The sequence below is a fragment of the Pseudomonas sp. SWRI51 genome, assembly GCF_014268825.1.
GTDB classification, from domain to species: domain Bacteria; phylum Pseudomonadota; class Gammaproteobacteria; order Pseudomonadales; family Pseudomonadaceae; genus Aquipseudomonas; species Aquipseudomonas farsensis.
In genome coordinates this window covers 1-20,391 of sequence record NZ_JABWRG010000093.1, presented here as the reverse complement: position 1 = coordinate 20,391, position 20,391 = coordinate 1, and the positions used below count along the sequence as shown (strand labels likewise).

17 protein-coding genes are annotated in these 20,391 nt (G+C 64.1%); 11 read left to right on the top strand and 6 right to left on the bottom strand.

Translation table 11 applies throughout. The features are described from left to right. Positions 1 to 338, bottom strand: a 338-nt coding sequence (locus HU720_RS20205) for a POTRA domain-containing protein (RefSeq protein ID WP_272969302.1), incomplete at its 3' end; no start/stop codon positions are given. A 383-nt stretch (positions 339 to 721) separates the two neighbouring features. Here HU720_RS20205 and HU720_RS20200 point away from each other — a divergent pair. Further along, positions 722 to 1,102 carry a Mor transcription activator family protein gene (locus tag HU720_RS20200; RefSeq protein ID WP_186522198.1) on the top strand — a complete coding sequence of 127 codons (381 nt, stop codon included), beginning with the start codon at positions 722 to 724 and terminating at the stop codon, positions 1,100 to 1,102. Positions 1,103 to 1,212: 110 nt separating this feature from the next. Here HU720_RS20200 and HU720_RS20195 read toward each other — a convergent pair whose 3' ends face one another. From HU720_RS20195 to HU720_RS20185, 3 genes are read right to left on the bottom strand one after another with little or no spacing between them, the layout of a single operon-like run. Continuing rightward, on the bottom strand, positions 1,213 to 4,884 hold the full coding sequence (locus tag HU720_RS20195; protein WP_186522197.1) for a translocation/assembly module TamB domain-containing protein: 3,672 nt from the start codon (positions 4,882 to 4,884) through the stop codon (positions 1,213 to 1,215). Further along, complete coding sequence (locus tag HU720_RS20190) at positions 4,884 to 6,626, bottom strand: autotransporter assembly complex family protein (RefSeq protein ID WP_186522196.1); 1,743 nt, start codon at positions 6,624 to 6,626, stop codon at positions 4,884 to 4,886. Before HU720_RS20190 ends, HU720_RS20195 begins: the two co-directional genes overlap by 1 nt. Positions 6,627 to 6,678: 52 nt before the next feature. Further along, complete coding sequence (locus HU720_RS20185) at positions 6,679 to 7,320, bottom strand: GNAT family N-acetyltransferase (protein WP_186522195.1); 642 nt, start codon at positions 7,318 to 7,320, stop codon at positions 6,679 to 6,681. Between the two features lie 161 nt (positions 7,321 to 7,481). Between HU720_RS20185 and xthA the strand changes: the two genes are divergently transcribed. The 3 genes from xthA to HU720_RS20170 all read left to right on the top strand — a co-directional run bounded on the left by xthA (position 7,482) and on the right by HU720_RS20170 (position 9,915). Continuing rightward, positions 7,482 to 8,294, top strand: a complete 813-nt coding sequence (gene xthA, locus HU720_RS20180; RefSeq protein ID WP_186522194.1) for an exodeoxyribonuclease III — start codon at positions 7,482 to 7,484, stop codon at positions 8,292 to 8,294. 147 nt (positions 8,295 to 8,441) lie between these two features. After that, entirely contained in the window at positions 8,442 to 8,759 is a 318-nt protein-coding gene (locus tag HU720_RS20175) for a DUF2388 domain-containing protein (RefSeq protein WP_186522193.1), read from the top strand. A 145-nt stretch (positions 8,760 to 8,904) separates the two neighbouring features. Then, positions 8,905 to 9,915 (top strand): zinc-binding alcohol dehydrogenase family protein, encoded by a 1,011-nt coding sequence (locus tag HU720_RS20170; protein ID WP_186522191.1) that lies wholly within the window; start codon positions 8,905 to 8,907, stop codon positions 9,913 to 9,915. Positions 9,916 to 9,922: 7 nt separating this feature from the next. On the opposite strand, the gene HU720_RS20165 is transcribed toward HU720_RS20170, so the two are convergent. Then, positions 9,923 to 10,846 carry a LysR family transcriptional regulator gene (locus tag HU720_RS20165; protein WP_186522189.1) on the bottom strand — a complete coding sequence of 308 codons (924 nt, stop codon included), beginning with the start codon at positions 10,844 to 10,846 and terminating at the stop codon, positions 9,923 to 9,925. A gap of 115 nt (positions 10,847 to 10,961) precedes the next feature. On the opposite strand from HU720_RS20165, the gene HU720_RS20160 reads away from it, so the two are divergent. After that, the gene (locus tag HU720_RS20160) at positions 10,962 to 12,188 is read left to right on the top strand and encodes a M20/M25/M40 family metallo-hydrolase (RefSeq protein ID WP_186522187.1); all 1,227 of its coding nucleotides are present in this window, start codon (positions 10,962 to 10,964) and stop codon (positions 12,186 to 12,188) included. A 145-nt stretch (positions 12,189 to 12,333) separates the two neighbouring features. On the opposite strand, the gene HU720_RS20155 is transcribed toward HU720_RS20160, so the two are convergent. After that, a complete protein-coding gene (locus HU720_RS20155; protein ID WP_186522185.1) occupies positions 12,334 to 12,606 on the bottom strand; it encodes a PepSY domain-containing protein in 273 nt (90 codons plus the stop codon). Between the two features lie 242 nt (positions 12,607 to 12,848). Here HU720_RS20155 and HU720_RS20150 point away from each other — a divergent pair, with 242 nt between their 5' ends. From HU720_RS20150 to HU720_RS20125, 6 genes are all read left to right on the top strand, one after another. Continuing rightward, the gene (locus tag HU720_RS20150) at positions 12,849 to 14,390 is read left to right on the top strand and encodes an ABC transporter ATP-binding protein (protein WP_186522183.1); all 1,542 of its coding nucleotides are present in this window, start codon (positions 12,849 to 12,851) and stop codon (positions 14,388 to 14,390) included. 12 nt (positions 14,391 to 14,402) lie between these two features. Beyond that, positions 14,403 to 15,500: an ABC transporter permease gene (locus HU720_RS20145; RefSeq protein ID WP_186522181.1), complete on the top strand. Its 1,098-nt coding sequence runs from the start codon at positions 14,403 to 14,405 to the stop codon at positions 15,498 to 15,500. Positions 15,501 to 15,559: 59 nt separating this feature from the next. Further along, positions 15,560 to 16,486, top strand: coding sequence for an ABC transporter permease (locus HU720_RS20140; RefSeq protein WP_186522179.1), 927 nt, complete (start codon positions 15,560 to 15,562; stop codon positions 16,484 to 16,486). Between the two features lie 334 nt (positions 16,487 to 16,820). Then, complete coding sequence (locus HU720_RS20135; protein ID WP_186522177.1) at positions 16,821 to 17,903, top strand: BMP family ABC transporter substrate-binding protein; 1,083 nt, start codon at positions 16,821 to 16,823, stop codon at positions 17,901 to 17,903. 141 nt (positions 17,904 to 18,044) lie between these two features. Then, a complete protein-coding gene (locus HU720_RS20130; protein WP_186522175.1) occupies positions 18,045 to 19,010 on the top strand; it encodes a 2-oxoglutarate and iron-dependent oxygenase domain-containing protein in 966 nt (321 codons plus the stop codon). 217 nt (positions 19,011 to 19,227) lie between these two features. Further along, positions 19,228 to 20,019, top strand: coding sequence for an outer membrane protein OmpK (locus HU720_RS20125; RefSeq protein ID WP_186522173.1), 792 nt, complete (start codon positions 19,228 to 19,230; stop codon positions 20,017 to 20,019). Positions 20,020 to 20,391: the final 372 nt, after the last annotated feature.

Here is a 20,391-nt window from a genome sequence, read left to right as displayed (position 1 = left end):
AATGCGTTGAGTTGCGAAACACCGAGGCATTGATTGATGTATGGCCTCAACAGTCGGTCGCGCTCAGGCTCCGATAGATTGTCGGCGCCTTTGATCTCTATTTCTTGAACAGGGAAACACCTGGCCTCAGCGGGAGCCGTGTGATCTGGCGAATGAGACGGAGAACCCGGTAGTTCCTTGAGGTCTTCCAAGCGTCGGCGTTGCTCTTCAAGCAGACGCTCCTGCCGTTCACGAATCAGATCTGTATCACCCGGTGTGGGCGCACCGTGGGCGACGCGCAATGGGTGGACGCTGAACAAAATAATTAGGAGGCTGGTTATACGAAGGAGTGACGGCATGCGATGACAAATGAATACTGGCTATATGATGGCCATCAATATTATAGCGCCTGATTTATGACGTCAAAGAAACACACAAAATCCCCTGGACGACTGTCCACCAAGGGTAATGCACCCTATCCGCCATCATGGAACACCTTCTCCCTGATGCTCCGGTGCCTGTAGCCATGGAGGCCGGTGCATTTCCTACACGGTGAGAAACAAATCCCTGCGAACAGTGGGCCCCAGAGGCTACAACTCCCGGTCCGTATCGCGCCTAGCGAGGCTTTCTGGTGCTGGTCGAAAATCGAGCCAGGTCACAGGGACATCCCCTTGGAGCCTTTGCGACGCACACCCGCCAAAAGGCGGTGGCGTCAAACCACTCCCGCAGAAGGAAGCCTCGTATGGAAATGCCAGACCTCAGCAACATCGAAATCAACCAACTGCCGCACTCCCTGCAATCGCTGATCGAATGCATCGGCCTGGAAAACGCTTATCACCTGACTTGCGCCTTTGGTGGGCGGCCGAAGTACATTCCCAAGCACCGCGAACGCACCAAACTGGCCGATGTACTGCCGGCAGATGCACTCGACGCACTGATCAAACGTTACGCGGGCATGGCGCTGGAGATCCCCAAGGCCGACCACTTCCAGCGCCAGTTGCGCAACCAGCAGATTCAGAAAGAAAGCGCCGACGGCCTGTCGCGCAGCCTGTTGGCTGACAAGTACGGCTTGAGCTTGCGCCAGATCGGCAATATTCGCCGCCTGGAATGCCCTGCGCGCTGAAGGGGATGCAGCAACGCCAAGCGCCCCGAGAAAGGTTCAGGGCTTGTACCCACGCTGGCAAAGAAGATTCGCAGCCGGCCAGCAATGGCCGGCGCGAACCGAAAGTACGATCAGAAATCGCGCTTGTAGAAGATATCCAGCGAGCTGGCCAACCCGCTTGCTGCTTCCAGGTACACCTTGCGGCTAAGCTTGTAGCGCAAGGCAATGGTGTTGGCCGGCTCGAACACCCCTACCCCATAACGCAGGCTCAGGCGCTCGGTAAGGTTACCGCTGGCGACCACGCTGGTGCTGGTGCCCGAACCTTCGGTATCCAGCTGGAAATCATCGATACCCAGGTTTGATGCCAAGCTGCCCGTAAGCCCGGCACTGCCCGCCAACCCCAGGCCCAACGCAGCCTCCGCAAGCATGTTGCTGTCTTCCCCCGATGCCCCCAGCGGGCGCCCCATCACCAGGTACGACAAGGCCTGCTCCTGGCTCATGGCAGGCTCCGAGAACACTTGCGTGGTCGGTTGCTCGGCGCTACCGGTCAGGCGAATACCGGCAATGACATCATCGACCTGGCGAATGGCTTCGATATCCAGATACGGCTGGTCGATGGGGCCGGCGAACAGCAGCCGGGCGCGGCGGATGGTCAGGCGCTGGCCGTAGGCGCGGTAGCGGCCGTCGGCCAGGCTCAGCTCGCCACGGGTATCGAGGTTGTCACCGATGTGCACATGGCCGAGCAGGTTGGCGGTCAAGCCGAAGCCACTGAACGACAACTTGTCGCGCCCCACCTCGACGTCAATGTCCATGGCCATCGCCATGGGCGCTTTGCCCTCTTCGGTCTGCTGGCCGACGATAACCGTGTCATCCGAGACCTTGACCGTTGAAGGCGGCAGCTCGCGGACCACGATCTTGCCTTTGGGCACCAGCACTTTGCCGGTGATTGCCAGGCGGTCGTTGACCAGGCGGATGGCAAGGTCCGGGGCCACTTCAAGGGTGGCGTACGGCTCGACGCTGACCGGCAACTGTTGGCCCTGAAGGCGCAGGTCCATGCCCAGCGCCTGGCCCCAGGTCAAATACCCTGACAGCTGGCCACGCCCGGCGCTGCCGCTGCGCCAGTCGCCGTTGAGTTGTACGCGCTCGCCGGCGATCTGCGCCTGCACGGCCAGCCCTTCAAGGCTGACCGGCAGCTCAGCGCCACTGACTTCCCCTCCGGTGAGCGCCAGGTTGCCGGTGACCAGCGGGGCCATCAGGCTGCCCGACAGTTGGCCGCTACCATTGAGTTGCCCGGCCAGGCGCTCGACCATCGGCAGGAACGGCCGGGCAATCGACAGGTCGAGCCCGGCCAGGCGGAAGTCACCCGACAACGGCTTGTTGCGCCCAAGCGGGTCCAGCCGCGTGTTCAACGCCAGCTCCCCCAGACGCTCGCCACGGAAGTCCAGGCGGGTATCGACCCGGCGCGGGGCCAGGGTGCTGTCCAGGCGCAACACTTGGTACGGCAGGTCGACCCAGCGACCGTTGTCGCGGATGCGCAGCGTGCCGCCACCGGCATCGATGCGCACGCTGCCTTTGGGGCCGCTGGCGGGGATGTCCAGGTTGACGTCGGCATTAAGCAGCCCTTCCCAGGCAAAGTCTTTGGGGAACCATTGCGCCAGGCTGTCCAGCGGGAACTGCTTGAGGTGATAGCGCAGGCGAGGTTCCGGCGCCAGGCGCTGGTCTTCGCCGCACAGGCTGGCCTGCCCCGAGCGCCAGCAGTGCGCGCCAAAGTCCAGCTGGCCGCTGGCCAGGCGCTGCAGCTTGGCCGGCGCCTGCAATTGCCAGTCCTGGCCGCCAGCCTGGATACGGCCGCTGGCCAGGCGGCCGCTCCAATCGCCCTTGGCCAGGGTGCCATCCAGTGCCAGGTCCAGCTTGAGCTTCGGGCCGTCCAGCGCAAGGGTTGCAGCTTGCTGGCGGATATCGCCCTTGCCTTGCACATTGAGCGTGCCCAAGGCGGTTTCGCCTAAACGGATGGCGCCGGCCTTGAGGGACAGTTGACCGCGCTGGGCGCTGTCCAGCCGCGCATCCAGGTTCAGTTGCTGCACGCGGTTATCGGCCTGCGCCAACTGCTGGCCTTGCACGGTAAGGCTGCCCTGCGGTGCTGCCAGGGTGCCGGCCAGGTCCAGGCGGCCCTTGACCTGGCCTTGCAGTTGCGGCCACAGCTGTCCGAGGCGCGGCAGGTCGAGGTCGACGCGACCGGCCAGGCGTTGCTGCAAGCTGGCGCTGCCGTTGATGCGGTTGTCGCCCAGTTGCACAGCCAGGCTGCCGAGCGTCCAGTTTTCGCCTGCCCCATCGGCATCCACCTTGAGTAGCGCAGGCTGACCGCGCAGGCGGCCTTTGAGGTCGAGCTGGGCCTTGAGCTGCAAGCGCTCGGCCTTGAACTCACCTTGGCTGCGCAGCGGGCCTGCCAGTGTGCCCGGCAACTCGGCCAGCCAGTACGAAGGGTCCAGCGCCGACAGCTGCATGTCGACATCCCACGCCAAGGTATCGGCAAAACGCAGCGCAACGCTGCCCGCCGCCTTGCCCTGCCCTGCGGTCAGGGCCAGTTGCGGCAGGCGCACCTGGGCCAGATCGCCTTCGAACGGGCTGACCAGCTTGAACGCGCCAGCAGGGCCGTCGAGGTCGCCATCGAAGGTGCCGTTGTAGTTGCCGTCGCGGTATTTCACCTGGGCGTTGAAGCGTTTGAGGGTGACCTGTGGCGGGGTTTGCAACGGGTACAGCCGCAGCCAGGGGAAATCCAGCCAGTCGGCAGTCGCCTCAGCGCTCAGCCCTTGCTGCCAGTCAACGCTGGCTTGCAGCTTAAGGTGCTGGGACTCGCTGGCGGTAAGGTCAAGGGCGTCGAGTTGCGCGCCTTTGGCGTCGACCTTGCCGGCCAACAGCAAGGCGATCGCGCCTTGCTCGGCCGGCAGCGCCGCGGCGCCAGACAATTTATAGCCTTGTTGCAGATCGCCTTTGGCATCCAGGTTTATGTGGTTCAACGCCAAGGTGTCGGGCAGGCTTGCTGCCGGCTTGAAGGCATCGGCGCGAATATTGAGCTGAGCTGGCAGGTGCTCGGCCAAGGCCTGCAATTGGCCGGTGAGCCGGGCATTGAGGTAGCCACTGCTGGTTGCATCCAGTTCCAGGGTTTTCTGCAGCTCGCCCTTCAGGCCAAGCGCCAGTTGCCAGGGTTGGCCATCCACCGGGGGCAACTGCAGCGAGCCTTGCAGTTGCAGCGGCCAGTCGCCCTGTGGCTGCAGGTCGCCTTCAAGGTTCAATAGCAAGTCGTCGCGGCGCAGTTGCAGGCTGTCGATGCGCAGGCCGGCCGTGGTCCAGTGCGCCGCCAGTTGCAGATCGCCCAGCAGGTCGCTGCCATCCAGGCGCAACTGGCCGACTTTCACCTCGCCGACTTCAATGGACAGCGGCAGGTTCAGTTGCGGCAGGCTGAACGGGGTGTGATCCGCCGGTTCTTCACTTGGCGCAAAAGCCATGTCGATGCGGGTGGCCTGCAATGCGTCGATGCACAGCGCACCACGCAGCAAGCAGGCCGCAGACCAGCTCAGCGAAGGCTGCAGCAGTTCGACCTGGTCTTCGCCACTGCGCCAGCGCAACGCGCTGGCCTGCCAACTGCCGCCCAGGCGCCCGGAAAATTGGCTGACCTCAAGCCCGGGCACCAGGCCCAGCGCCCAGCGGCTGCCGGCCTGTGTGCCCAATACCGCAGCCAGCGCCACAACCACCAGCAGCACCAGTGCGCCAACGCCGAACAGGGTGTATCTGAACACGCGCATCACAGCTCGGGCCCCATGGAGAAGTGCAAACGAAAACCACCGTCGCCATCCAGTGCCCGGGCCAGGTCCAGGCGTAACGGCCCGACCGGCGACACCCAGCGCACGCCGATACCGACGCCGGTCTTGAGGCTGGGCAGCTCCAGCGAATTGAACGAGTTGCCCTCGTCGATAAAGGTGGCTACACGCCACTTCTCTGCAACCGAGTACTGATACTCGGCGCTGCCAGCTACCATGTAGCGCCCGCCAATGCGGTCGCCTTTGTTGTTTTCCGGCGACAGCGATTGATAGTCGTAGCCGCGCACGCTCTGGTCACCACCGGCAAAGAAGCGCAGCGACGGCGGGATATTCTGCTGGTAGCCGTTGGTGGCGCTGCCGCCGAACTGCACGCGGCCCAGAAAACGATGGCGCTGGCCCAGGGTGGTCAGGCCCTTGAGCAGCACATTGCCGTGCACCAGGTTGGTGTCGGAGGCCAAGCCTTCCTTGGCCACCTGCATGTCGAATTGCAGCCGGTAGCCATTGTGCGGGTCGATGCGGTTGTCGCTGCGCAGGTAGGAATAACTCACCCCAGGCATCAACAAGGTACTCAGCCCCGAGTCGTCGCCCAGCCGATATTCCTCGCGCTGGAACTTCAGCGACACCACGCGCTGCCAGCCGCTGGGCAGCTTGCTGTGCCATTCCGGGCCGACGGTCAGCAGTTTGCTCAAGGTGTCGGTGCCGGAGATTTCTTCGTTCTGGTAGCCGCCGGCGAAGCGCAGCTTGTCGGTGAGCGGTGGGTCAAGGGGAATGTCGTACCACAGCCCGACGTTCTGCCGGGGCGCCGACAGCTCGGTTTCCCAGCCATAGCTGTGGCCTTGGGCGTTGACCCAGTGGCGCGTCCAGTTGGCCTTGGCGCGCGGCCCGACGTCGGTCGAAAACCCCAGGCCCAGGCCCATGGTGCGCGGTTTGCGGGTATCCAGCCGGACTTCTACCGGGATCTGCTCGCCCACCGCCGCGGTGGGGGCCGCATCCACCCGCACGCCTTCGAAATAGCCGCTCGATTGCAGGTCGTTGTTAAGCTCGGCGATCAGCTCGGAGTCATACGGGGTGCCCGGCTTGAATGGCACCATGCGCTGCAGCAGGTCATCATCGAGTGGCGTATCGCCACCAAAGGTGACCGCCCCCAGCCGGTAGCGCGGGCCGCTCTGGTAGACCAGTTCGATATCGGCAACGCCTGCCTTGGGGTCCACCGCCAGGCGCTGACGTTCGAAGCGGCCACTGAAGAACCCATAGCGCGAGGCCTGGTTCTGGATCAACCGCTTGGCATCTTCGTAGCGCCCATGGTTAAGCGGCGTACCGGGGCGCAGCGCCTTGCTGTCGGGAATGCGAAACGCCTTGAGCTCGCTTGCCGGCCCCTCGATGCGCACGGTGACATTGCGCAGGCGCACAGGCTCGCCCGCCTGCACCCGGATCACCAACTGCGGGCCTTTGCCGGCCTCGGCCGGGGGATGCACTGCAGTCTCGATCTGCGCCTGGTAATACCCCAGCGCCTGGGCAGCCTTGCGCGCCTGCTCTTCGGCACCACGGCTGAAGCGCAGCAACGCGTCTTCGTCGCGCTCGCCCAAGCTGCCGATGTAGTTTTCGATATTGCCTTTGAGCGCCTTGTTGGCCGGTTTTACCCGCACCAGCAATTCGCTCTGGGCCCATGCCATGGAGCTGGCGGCCAGTAACAACAGGCCCCAGCCAAGTCTTCCTGAATACGTCATGCGGCGCATGCTACCAGAGCGAGGCGGGCAAAGGCGCCGCCGGAAATTTCAGTCACACTATCGTCGCCGCGGCATAGGCCGGGTTGGGGTGAAAAAACACCCGCTCGCGAATAGGCCCCACAGCAATTTCGCCAATCTCTTCATAGCCCTGGCGCTCGTAGAAGCCCAGGTAATGGGCATTGCCGGTATCCAGCACCACCCCTTGGGTGTCGGGGTCTTCGGCGCACCAGTTGTGAACGGCCTGCAACAGTTGCTCACCGTAATGCTGGCCCTGAAACTGCGGGTGCACACCCAGCAGCGGCAGCATGTGCACCTGCTCAGCCGGCAGGCAACTGGCCAGTGCCGCCTGGTAATCCAGATAGCGCCGCGTGCAGCGCAGGCCGGTGCCCAGCATCATGCGCAGGCGCCAGGCCCAGCTGTCGGCAACACCCAGCCTGCGCTGCGGCGGCACGATCAGCGCGACGCCCACCAGGCGGTCGTCGACCAGCAGGCCGATGGCCGGCAACTGCAAATAGAAATGCTGGCGCAGCCATTCGCGGATGACCACCCGCAAGCGCCGTTCGAACCCGGGGCGCTGGCCCTCGAACAGCCAGGCATAAGTGGGCTCATGCCGGTAAGCGTGGTACAGCAACGAGCGCGCTTCGCGGGCGTAGCCCTCGTCGAGCATGCAGATACGGGCCGGGGCTTGGGGCATTGCGGGCTATCCTCCTGGAATGGCGTGTGTCCCTTGGAGGTGCAAGACCCTGCTTGGTTCACCTCTTTGAGCACGTTAGCAGCGCCCGCCTGCGCCTGCCACGCTGGCCGCAGGCGCCGATGTCGGCTAGCATCGGCGGCTTTTACCAGGATTGCCTTTCCATGAAAGTCGTCTCGTTCAACATCAACGGCCTGCGCGCCCGCCCGCACCAGCTGGCGGCACTGATCGAAAAGCATCAGCCAGACGTGATTGGCCTGCAGGAAACCAAGGTAAGCGACGAGCAGTTCCCGCTGGCAGACGTCGAGGCGCTCGGCTATCACGTGCACTACCACGGCCAGAAGGGCCATTACGGCGTTGCACTGCTGTCGCGCAACGCCCCGCTGGAGCTGCACAAAGGCTTCGCCAGTGATGAAGAAGACGCCCAGCGGCGGTTCATCTGGGGCACCTTCGCCGATGCCAACGGCACCCCGATCACCGTGATGAACGGCTACTTCCCGCAGGGCGAAAGCCGCGACCACCCCACCAAGTTCCCGGCCAAGCAGCGCTTCTACAGCGACCTGCAAACCCTGCTTGAAACCCGCTTCCGCAACGACCAGCCACTGCTGGTCATGGGCGATGTAAACATCTCGCCGCAAGATTGCGACATCGGCATTGGCGCCGATAACGCCAAGCGCTGGCTGAAGACTGGCAAATGCAGCTTCCTGCCTGAAGAGCGCGAATGGATGGAGCGCCTGAAAGCCTGGGGCCTGGTGGACAGCTTCCGCCACTTGCACCCGGAGGTCGCCGACCGCTTCAGCTGGTTCGACTACCGCAGCCGTGGCTTCGAGGATGAGCCCAAGCGCGGGCTGCGCATCGACCTGATCATGGCCTCGCAAGGGCTGCTGCCACGGGTGCGCGCAGCAGGCATCGACTACGAACTGCGCGGCATGGAAAAGCCATCGGACCACGCGCCGATCTGGCTGCAGCTAGACTGAACCTCGGGCCGGGCTGCACCCAGCAGCCCGGTTGCGCTGCCAGCGCGGTCTGCCGCCACCCGGCACAGCGATGGAACTCCGCCCCGCGCGCACTGCTCAAATCTCGTGCAGTAGTTCCCCTGGCTTCACCCAACCGGAGGTTTACCCATGCGCCACTTACTGCTCGTCCCCTCGTTGCTGCTCCTGCTCCCTGCCGGCGCCGCCCTCGCCCGCGTCGATGCTGGTGATGTCGCCACGTCGGCCGGGGTTTCCGCTTCGCTGTATTCGACCTTCAAGGACGACAAACGGATCATCCCTGCCCGTGACGAGCTCAGCGCCTTTGTCGCCAGTGGCGGTGCCATCCGTGGTGTCTATCTGGAGTCCGCGCTGCAACAGGCCCGCCAGGACAACCCTGGCATGCAAGTCAGCGACGAAGAACTGGCCCGGGCACTGCTGTCGCAGGACGACCCGCTGGCACCCCAGTGAAACCCACCACCCCATCGCCGGCTGAGCGGCGATGGGGTTGGTCGGCATTTTCAATGAATCGGCGAAACTCTTGCGCTGATTACCCTGTTTTACCCGTGCCCCCACACGGCTAAGGTTTCTCCATCCCTACCGAGGAACCTTCACCATGAAAGCGATTGTCTTCACCGAGCACGGCCTGCCCATCGACGACCCTGCCGCCCTCTACCAAACCGACTTGCCCGACCCAACGCCGGGGCCGCGGGATTTGCTGGTGCAAGTGCGCGCCATTGCAGTCAACCCAGTCGACACCAAGGTCCGGGCCGGCAGCGGCAGCACTGCAGCGCCGAAAGTGCTGGGTTGGGACGCCGTGGGCGTGGTGCGCGCAGTTGGCGACCAGGTCAGCCTGTTCCAGCCGGGCGATGAGGTGTTCTACGCCGGCGCCATCGACCGCCCAGGCAGCTACAGCGAGCTGCACCTGGTGGATGAACGCATTGTCGGGCACAAACCACGCAGCCTCGACGACGCCAGCGCCGCTGCGCTGCCGCTGACCTCCATCACCGCCTGGGAGCTGCTGTTCGACCGCCTGGGCGTTGCCGAAGGGGGTGGCGAGGGGCAAAGCCTGCTGATCGTCGGCGCCGCAGGGGGTGTGGGCTCGATGCTTGTGCAACTGGCGCGCAAACTGACCCGCCTCACCGTCATCGGCACCGCGTCGCGCCCAGAAACCCAAAGCTGGGTGCGCGAGCTTGGTGCCCATCATGTCATCGACCATAGCCAACCCCTGGGCGAGCAGTTGCAGGCTGCGGGTGTCGGCGAGGTGGATCTGGTGATCAGCCTGACCCACACCGACCGGCATTTTGCCCAGTTGATCGACGCACTGCGCCCCCAAGGCCGGCTGGCGCTGATCGACGACCCCGCCAGCCTCGATGTGGTGCCGCTCAAGCGCAAATCGCTGTCGCTGCACTGGGAGTTGATGTTCACCCGCTCGCTGTACCAGACCGACGACATGATCAAGCAGCACCAATTGCTGGAGCGGGTTGCCGGGCTTATCGAGGGTGGCGTGCTGCGAACCACCTTGGGTGAGCACTTTGGCGAAATCAACGCCGCCAATCTGCGCCGCGCCCATGCCTTGATCGAAAGCGGCAAGGCTCGCGGCAAAATCGTCCTCGAAGGGTTCTAAACGGCGGCTACGGGGCGCCCGGCAGTGGTTGAAGCTGGGCGAACCGGGCTTGCAGAAACGCCCGCAACGCCTGCAACGCCGGGGTCAACGCCTGGCGATGCACGCACACCAGGTGCAACGGCGCTGGCAGCCCGTAGCCTTGCGGGAACAGTTCCACCAGGCGCCCGGTGCGCAGGTCTTCATACACATCCAACCGCGACTTGTAGACAACCCCCAGCCCAGCCACGGCCCAGCGTCGCACCACATCGGCATCGTCACTGACCCGGTCGCCGGTCACCGCCACGGTCTGTAGCCCCTGCGCGGTAATGAACCCCCAACGCTCGTAAGTCTGCTCGCCCATCACATAGCGCAGGCAGTTGTGCCCGGCCAGTTCCTGCGGCGTGCGCGGGGCGCCGTGCCGGGCGATATAGGCAGGCGCTGCGCACAGCGTGCGACGGTTGTCCGGTGCCAGCGGCAGTGCCACCAGGCTTGAATCGGCCATCTGGCCATAGCGGATGCTGGCATCGAGGCGGTCCCCGAACAGGTCGGCCACCTGGTCACTCAGGCGCAGTTCCAGCGTGATGCCGGGGTGCTCGGCCTGGAACTGGTCAAGCCACGGCAGCAAGGTGTTGCGCCCAAGGTCCGATGAGGTCGACAGGCGCAAAGGGCCGGTGATTTCGCCACGGCCCTGCTCCAGCGCTACCTCGCCGTCCACCAGCGCCGCCAGCACCTGGCGCGCATGGGGCAGGTAGCGCAGGCCTTCATCGGACAGGCGCAGGCGCCGGGTGGAACGCACCAGCAGGCGGATCCCGAGGCTGCGCTCAAGGCGCTGCACAGCGGCGCTGGCAAGGGCCGGGGAAATATCCAGCTGACGTGCAGCGGCGGAGAAACTGCCGCTGTCGACGGTGCAGACGAACACCTGCAAATCGTCCATACGCACGAGTTTTTTCATGAAGGGGCTCACAACCCGTTGATATTCATGGCAGCGATGCTGAGGGATATGCCGCACAAGGTCTACGCTTGAGTGTTCATGACTTTGAAATTCATCATGGAACGAGGCCCTGCCCATGCATTTGCTCCGCCCTTCCCTTGCCATTGCCCTGACCCTGGCCTGCGCCAGCACACAGGCCGCCGAGCCCTCGCCACAAGAGCTGCTCAAGCAGGCCCAGGCTGAACAGCAGCACTACCTCGACACCCTCAAAGCCCTGGTTTCGGTGGATACCGGCACCGGCACCGAAGCCGGCATCAGCCAGGTCAGCGCCGAACTGGTCAAGCGCCTCAAGGCGCTAGGCGCCGAAGTGCAGACCCACCCGGCCAAGCCGTCGGTGGGCGACAACATCGTCGGCACGTTCAAAGGTACCGGCAGCAAGGATTTCCTGCTGATGGTGCACTACGACACGGTGTTCGGGCCTGGCACTGCCGCCAAGCGGCCGTTCCGTATTGACGGCGACCGCGCCTACGGCCCAGGTGTGGCTGATGCCAAGGGCGGTGTGGCGATGATCCTGCACGCGGTGAAGCTGCTCCAGGACCAGCAGTTCAAGGGTTACCGGACCTTGACCGTGCTGTTCAACCCAGATGAAGAAATGGGCTCGGCAGGCTCCCGGCAGATCATCGCCGAGCTGGCCCGCAAGCATGATTACGTTTTCTCCTACGAGCCGCCTGACAAAGACGCCGTGACTGTCGCCACCAACGGCATCAACCGGCTGAAACTTGAGGTCAAAGGCCGCGCGTCCCACGCAGGCTCCGCCCCAGACGAGGGTCGCAATGCACTGGTCGAGCTCTCGCACCAGTTGCTGCAACTGAACGCACTGGGTGACAAGAGCAAAGGCACCACGGTCAACTGGACCCTGGCCAAGGCGGGGGAAAAAGCCAATATCATCCCTGCCCTGGCCAGCGCCGAGGCCGACATGCGCTACAGCGACCTTAGCGAAAGCGCGCGGGTCGAGGCCGATGCCCAGCGCATCATCAAGAAGGGCCTGGTGCCCGATACGCAAGCCACCGTCACGCTGGAAAAGGGCCGGCCACCGCTGGCTAAAAATGAAGGGTCGGCGCAGTTGGCCAAGACCGCGCAGCAGCTCTACGGCAAGATCAACCAGCGCCTGGAGCCGATTGCCATGCGCTTTGGCACCGATGCCGGCTACGCCTATGTGCCGGGCAGCGCGAAGCCTGCGGTGCTGGAAACCCTGGGGGTAGTCGGTGCGGGGCTGCATGGCGATGACGAATACATGGAAATAAAAAGCGTCGCCCCGCGGCTGTACCTGAGCGTGGCGATGATCAGGGAGCTTGCGCAGTAAGCACGTGTGCAGCGCCGCTGTAGGAGCGGCCTTGTGTCGCGAAAGGGCTGCGCAGCAGCCCCTAGATATCCGCCTTATGCACGATCGCCGGGGCTGCTGCGCAGCCCTTAGCGACACAAGGCCGCTCCTACAGCGCGTTTGAAGATCAATTATCCAACTGATCCTTGATGATCTTGCCAGTCTGCGGATCCACCTGGAATTCATACTGCTTGCCATCGGCCTTGAGGCCTTCGCCTTCCCAATGGCCATCATCGGCCTCGATCTTGGTGATCTGCGTGTAGCCCGCACCCTTGAGCGCAGCTTCTGCCTGGTCTTTATTGACTTTCCAGTCCGCACCGGGCTGGTCAGCCCAAGCCGCAGAAGCACCCAAGGCACCGGCCAGCGCAAGGCCTGTGAACAAACGAGTCAACGCTTTCATTGCCAACTTCCTTTTAGTGAGGGGTTCAAAGATGCGACTCAACCAGCCGCGCCGCAGTTCATTCCAGATGCACAGGCGCCCCACTTTGGCGCCGACACTGCCCCATGAACCACCATCGCACCGCGCGGCGCCCCAACCTTGAACAGCCCCAGCCCTTCAAGCACGGGCCCTGGGCAATTATCTGACCACTTGGCCATGTTTTTGCTTTGTAACCTGCTCATCACCCACACCCGAGCAGCCCCATGTCCGAATCCCCCTCGCCGCTGCGCCTGGAGCTTCGCGCTATCACCAAGCGCTATCCAGGCACGCTGGCCAACGACCGTATCGACTTGCGCATCGGCACCGGTGAAATTCACGCCCTGCTCGGTGAGAACGGCGCCGGCAAAAGCACGCTGATGAAAATCATCTATGGCGTCACCGCCCAAGACAGCGGCCAGGTGCTCTGGCAAGGCCAACCGGTGCAGATACGCGACCCGGCGCAGGCGCGCCAGCTCGGTATCGGCATGGTGTTCCAGCACTTTTCGTTGTTCGAAACCCTCACCGTTGCCGAAAACATCGCCCTGGCGCTAGGCCGAGCTGCCGGCAGCCCGCAGCAACTGGCACCGCGCATCGCCGAGGTGTCGCAGCGCTACGGCATGGGCCTTGAGCCGCAGCGCCTGGTGCACAGCCTGTCGATTGGCGAGCGCCAGCGGGTCGAGATTGTGCGCTGTCTGATGCAGGACATCAAACTGCTGATTCTCGATGAGCCCACCTCGGTGCTCACCCCGCCTGAAGTCGATGAGCTGTTCGTCACCTTGCGGGCACTGGCCGCCGAGGGCTGCAGCATCTTGTTCATCAGCCACAAGCTCGGTGAGGTGCGCGCCCTGTGCCACAGCGCCACGGTGCTGCGCAGCGGGCGCGTGTCCGGGGCCTGCGTGCCGGCCCAGTGCAGCGACCTGGAACTGGCGCGGCTGATGGTCGGCGATGCCGAGGGGCTTGAGGCCAGCTACCCGAAACGGGCCGGCGGGCTGCCCCGGCTGCGGGTCGACGACCTGACCTGGCGTAGCAAGGACCCGTTCGGTACCTCCTTCGAGCATCTGCGCCTGGAAGTGCGCAGCGGCGAAATCGTCGGTATCGCCGGGGTGGCCGGCAACGGCCAGGATGAGCTGCTGGCGCTGCTCAGCGGCGAAACCCGGCTGCCGGCAGGCGAGCGCGAGCGCATTACCCTGGACAACCAGCCGATGGCTCATCTTTACCCCGACGCGCGCCGCGCCCTGGGCCTTGCCTTTGTTCCGGCCGAACGCCTGGGCCATGGCGCGGTGCCAGACATGACGCTTGCCGACAACGCCTTGCTCACCGCCTTTCAGCAGGGCTTGGTCAGCCGTGGCTTGATCCGCGCCAGTAAGGTACAGGCGCTGGCCGAGCAGATCATCCAGCGCTTCGCCGTCAAGACCCCGGACACCCAGGCCCGCGCCCGCAGTCTGTCGGGGGGCAACCTGCAGAAATTCATCCTTGGCCGCGAAATCCTGCAACAGCCAAAACTGCTGGTGGCGGCGCACCCGACCTGGGGCGTGGACGTAGGCGCGGCAGCGGCGATCCACCGGGCACTGATCGCTCTGCGCGATGCTGGCGCAGCCATTCTGGTGATCTCCGAGGACCTCGACGAACTGCTGCAGATCAGCGACCGCATCGGCGCGCTGTGCAGCGGGCGCCTGTCGCCGCTCAAGGCCACCGCCCAGACCCACACCGTAGAGGTCGGCGGCTGGATGGCCGGCCAATTCGATACCGCGCATCACGCTGCCTGACGAGACCCTGCCATGTTGCTATCCCTCGAACCCCGTACCCGGCAGTCGCGCGCCATGCTGCTGCTCTCACCGCTGCTGGCCGGGCTGCTGACCCTGTTCAGCGGCGCCTTGCTGTTCAGCGCCCTGGGGCATGCCCCGCTGGCAACCTTGCATACCCTGCTGATCGAGCCGATAAGCGACCTATACGGCGTGTCCGAGCTGCTGCTCAAGGCCCTGCCGATTCTGCTCTGCGCCCTGGGCCTGGCAGTCGCCTATCAGGCGCGCATCTGGAACATCGGCGCGGAAGGCCAGTTACTGATGGGTGCCCTGGCCGGCAGCGCGCTGGCGATTCAACTGATCGACTGGGACAGCCGCTGGGCGCTGCTGTGGGTGCTACTGGCCGGCACCTTGGCCGGGGCGCTGTGGGGGGCGCTGGCCGCCTGGCTGCGCACCCACTTCAACGCCAATGAAATCTTAACCACCATCATGCTCAACTACATCGCCCTGAACCTGTTGCTGTACTTCGTGCACGGCCCGCTGAAAGACCCGGACGGTTTCAGTTTTCCGCAGTCGGCGATGTTCGGTGATGCCAGCCGGCTGCCGGCGCTGTTCGAAGACGGCCGCGTGCATGTGGGGCTGTACTTCGTGCTGCTGGCATTGGTGGCGGTATGGGTGCTGCTGCACAAGAGTTTTCTGGGCTTTCAGATCAAGGTGCTGGGCCTGGACAGCCGCGCCGCAGGCTTTGTCGGCTTTCGCGAAAAGCGCCTGGTTTGGCTGGCGCTGCTGATCAGCGGCGGGCTGGCGGGGCTGGCCGGGGTCAGTGAAGTCAGCGGGCCGATTGGCCAGTTGGTGCCGCAGGTGTCGCCCGGCTACGGCTATGCGGCGATTACCGTGGCGTTTCTGGGGCGCCTCAACCCGTTCGGCATTCTGCTCGCCGGGCTGTTGATGGCACTGCTGTACCTGGGCGGTGAAAACGCGCAGATGACCCTGAACCTGCCGCAATCGCTGACCGGCTTGTTCCAGGGAATGATGCTGTTCTATCTGCTTGCCTGCGACGTGCTGATTCTCTACCGGCCACGGCTGACGCTTGACTGGCGGCGCCGGGCAGCGCTGGCGGCTGCCAGCGCCTGAATTCCCCTGACTTTTTACGTATGCCTGGCGCCGCTGGCGCGCAGGCTGAGGCTTGGATTATGGATCTCGATCTACTGGGCAATATCCTCTACGCCATGGTGCGCTGCGGCACCCCGCTGCTGCTGGTGGCGCTGGGCGAGCTGGTGTGCGAAAAGAGCGGCGTACTCAACCTGGGCCAGGAAGGCATGATGCTGTTTGGCGCAGTGGTGGGGTTCATCGCCGCCTACGCCACGGGCAACCTGTGGCTTGGGGTGTTGATGGCGTGCCTGGCCGGCATGCTGCTGGCGGCGTTGTTTGCCTTGGTGGCGCTGGGCTGCAAGGCCAACCAGGTAGCCACCGGTCTGGCCCTGACCATATTTGGCGTCGGGCTTTCGTCCTTTGTCGGCACGGCCTGGGTGGGCAAGCCGCTGAGCGGCTTCGAGCCCGTGGCCATCCCGTTGCTGGCAGAGATTCCGCTGATCGGCCACATGCTGTTCAACCAGGATGTACTGGTTTACCTGTCGTTTGCGCTGTTCGGGCTGATCACCTGGGTGCTGCTCAAAAGCCGCCCGGGGCTGGTGCTGCAAGCGGTCGGTGAGAACCCCGACGCCGCCAGCGCCATGGGCTTGCCGGTACTGCGCGTGCGCACCCTGGCGGTGCTGTTCGGCGGCGCCATGGCCGGGCTTGCCGGTGGCTACCTGTCATTGGCCTACACCCCGATGTGGGCTGAAAACATGACCGCTGGGCGCGGCTGGATTGCCTTGGCGCTGGTGGTGTTTGCCAGCTGGCGGGTGCTGCGGGTGTTGCTTGGGGCCTACCTGTTTGGGCTGGCCAGCATTCTGCACCTGGTTGCCCAAGGCATCGGCGTGAGCTTCCCGGCCAATCTGCTGGCGATGCTGCCCTATGTGGCAACCATCGTGGTGCTGGTGGTGCTGTCGCGCGATGCCCTGAAAACCCGCCTGTATGCGCCGGTTTCGCTTGGGCAACCGTGGAAGGCCGGGCACTGATCTGCTGGCGTGTACTGACTTCACGCAAGCCCGTGTAGGAGCGGCCTTGTGCCGCGAAAGGGCTGCGCAGCAGCCCCTGCGTCCTGCATGAAGCCGAGATCCTGGGGCTGCTGCGCAGCCCTTTCGCGGCACAAGGCCGCTCCTACACGAGGTGGCGTCGTTTACGGCAAGACCATCCGCCGCGCACCAGCAAGTGGCGGTGGCAACGCCCCGGCGCACCACCCCGGCGCCGTTGCCGCAACGATCCCCCACCAAATGCTGTTTTTGCCCACATGGTCAGCTTTTTGCAGTACTCCCTTCGCCACACCACAAGACCAACAGGAGCCCACCCCAGATGCCCCACAACAAGACCAAGCACCTGCTGCGCACCCTGGCCGCGGCCATAGGCCTTGCCAGCGTCATGTCCGCCAGCGCCGCTGACCCGCTCAAGGTCGGTTTCGTCTATATCGGCCCGATCGGTGACCACGGCTGGACCTACCAGCACGAACAAGGCCGCCAGGCGCTGATCAAGCAGTTCGGCGACAAGGTCGACACCAGCTTCGTCGAGAACGTCCCGGAAGGCGCAGACGCCGAGCGAGTCATCCGCAACATGGCCAAAGGCGGCTACGACCTGGTGTTCGCGACCTCCTTCGGCTACATGAACCCCACCGCCAAGGTGGCCAAGCAGTTCCCCAAGGTCACCTTCGAGCACGCCACCGGCTACAAACAGGACAAGAACCTCGGCACCTACCTGGCCACCTCCTACGAAGGCCGTTATGTAGGCGGCTATCTGGCCGCAAAAATGACCAAGACCAAGAAAGTCGGCTACGTCGCCTCGTTCCCTATCCCTGAAGTGCTGCGCGATATCAACGCCATCCAGCTGGCGCTGGACAAGTACAACCCCGGCACCGAAATCAAGGTGGTTTGGGTCAATTCGTGGTTCGACCCGGGCAAAGAGGCCGACGCCGCCAACGCGCTCATCGACCAAGGTGTCGATGTGATGTTCCAGCACACCGATAGCCCGGCGCCGATCCAGACCGCCGAACGGCGCGGCGTCTATGCGGTGGGCTACGCCTCGGACATGGCCCACTTCGGCCCCAAGGCAGTGCTGACCTCGATCGTCAATAACTGGGGCCCGCACTACATCAAGAGCACCCAGGCAGTCATCGATGGCACCTGGAAATCGCAGGACTACTGGGGCGGCCTGGCAGATGGCACCGTTGAGCTGCCCATCAGCGACCTGGTACCCGCCGATATCAAAGGCGGCGCCGAACAGATCATCGCCAGCATCAAGGATGGCTCGTTCCACCCCTTCACCGGCCCGATTGCTGACCAGAGCGGCACTGTGCGGATCGCCGCAGGCGCCGTTGCCAGCAACGTTGAACTTGCCGGCATGAACTACTACGTCAAAGGCATCACTGCCCAGTTGCCCAAGTAACCGCAACCCGGTGCGCCGTCCCTCCGCTTCGGAGAACCGCGCACAAGGCCGGCTGAGCCGGTCGTTTCGCTGCCTGGGTACGAGAAGACTCGCAGCTAACCGGGCCGCCCGTAGCGGCGGCCCGGACACCCGGAGCCACACATGGACACCCTGCCGATCATCGACATCACCGCGCTTTACCAACCCGACCCCGGCGCCCGCCAGGCAGTGGCCCGGCAAATCGACGCCGCCTGCCGTACCTGGGGTTTCTACTACATCAAGGGCCACCCGATTGCCCCTGCGCGTATCGCTGCCCTGAAGGCCGCCGCAGTAGACTTCTTTGCCCGCCCGGCTGGCGAAAAACTGCGGATCGACATCACCCAAAGCCAGCACCATCGTGGCTACGGCGCAATTGCCACCGAGCAACTCGACCCCAGCCGCCCAAGCGACCTTAAAGAAACCTTCGACATGGGCCTACACCTGGCAGCCGACCACCCCGAAGTGCTCGCGGGCAAACCGTTGCGCGGCCCCAACCGCCACCCGGACATCCCCGGTTGGGAGGCGCTGCTGCAACAACACTATGAGGACATGCATCAGCTGTCGCTGACCCTGCTGCAAGCCATGGCCGAGGCACTGGGCATCGCCCCGGACTTTTTCGAGCAGCGCTTCGACCAGCCGATCAGCGTACTGCGCATGATCCACTACCCGCCGCGCCAGGCCGCCAGCAGTGCCGAGCAGCAAGGTGCCGGCGCCCACACCGACTACGGCTGCATCACCCTGCTTTACCAGGACGACGCCGGTGGCCTGCAGGTGCAGAGCCGCAGTGGAGAGTGGATTGATGCGCCGCCCATCGAAGGCACCTATGTGGTCAACATCGGCGACATGATGGCGCGCTGGAGCAACGACCGTTACACCTCGACCCCGCACCGGGTGATCAGCCCGCTGGGGGTAGATCGCTACTCGATGCCATTCTTCGCCGAGCCCCATCCCGACACCGAGATCAGCTGCCTGCCGAATTGTTCGGGCACTGACAACCCGCCGCGCTACCCGGCGGTTTCGTGCAGCGCCTATATGCTCTCGCGCTTCGCCGAAACCTACGCCTACCGCCGCGAGCAGGCCGCTGGCTGAGCCCTGTGATGGCGCAACGCCGCGCCATCCTGAAGCACCTCGACGCCGCGCAGCTTTACCGCTGCGCGGCGTCTTGGCATCTGCGCCCGGTAAACCCGCAGCCGTGCAGATATCTGTCTGCGCAGACAAGAATTGGCGCCGTTCTTGCTCTGCTCTGAAAGCCTGACCAACACGACAGGTTCAGCACTCGATAACGACAACAACCAAGGAGCTTCAGATGACGCGCACCACCCCTTCGCTGCTGCTGGCAGGCGGTTTGCTGGCAACCGGTCAGGCCCTGGCCGGCGACCTGCTGTTGTGGCAGGACAACAGCCTGACCTACCTGAACGGCATCGACTTCAAGGTCGACCCGCCCAGGCAGCAGACCTTCACGTTCGAGCACGCCAGCGGCTGGAGCTTCGGCGACCTGTTCTTCTTCGTCGATGGCATCAAGTACAACACCAAGGCCACCAACGGCGCCGGTGACGGCCACAGCTTCTACGGCGAGCTGAGCCCGCGCCTGTCGCTGGGCAAGATCAGCAACACCGACCTGTCGTTCGGCCCGATCAAGGATGTGCTGATTGCCGCCACCTGGGAGTTTGGCGAGGATGATGTCGATGCGTATCTGATCGGCCCGGCGGTAGACCTGAACATTCCGGGCTTCGACTACTTCCAGCTCAACACCTACCTGCGCACCCCCGATGGCAAGCGCGACGGCAAGAACGTCTGGCAGATCACCCCGGCCTGGAGCTACACCATCCCGGTGGGCAATTCCAACGTGGTCATCGATGGGTTCATCGACTGGGTGGTCGACAACGACAAGAGCTACCACGCCAACTTCCACTTCAACCCACAGATCAAGTACGACCTGGCCAAGGCCATGGGCTGGGGCGAGAAATTCTATGTGGGCGTGGAGTATGACTACTGGAGCGACAAGTACGGCATCGACAACGACAGCTTCCTGGGCAAGGAAGTGCTGGGCGGGACTGACCAGAGCGCGATCAGCTTGTTGCTGAAAGTGCACTTCTAGCGCGCTGTAGCGCCAGCCTGCCAGGGCCTCATCGCAGGCTGGCGCCAGCTCCCACAGGGATCCGGGCCAGACTCGGATATTGCGGCTGTGCGTGGTCACTGTGGGAGATTCTATGGTTTTGTACAAGCCTGTTCTCGCCAGACACATCTCCTTGTGGCGAGCGGGCTTGCCACAACTGTCTATCATTTCCCACAGGATTGGGCCCAACCAGCAATGTTGCGGTGAGCACGGCCTGCGTGGGAGATTCTATGGTTTCGGGCAAGTCGCTTTTGATTGTGTAGGAGCGGCCTTGTGCCGCGAAAGGGCTGCGAAGCAGCCCCAGCGATTCTGGTGGGTGCTCAGATCCTGGGGCCGCTCCGCAGCCCTTTCGCG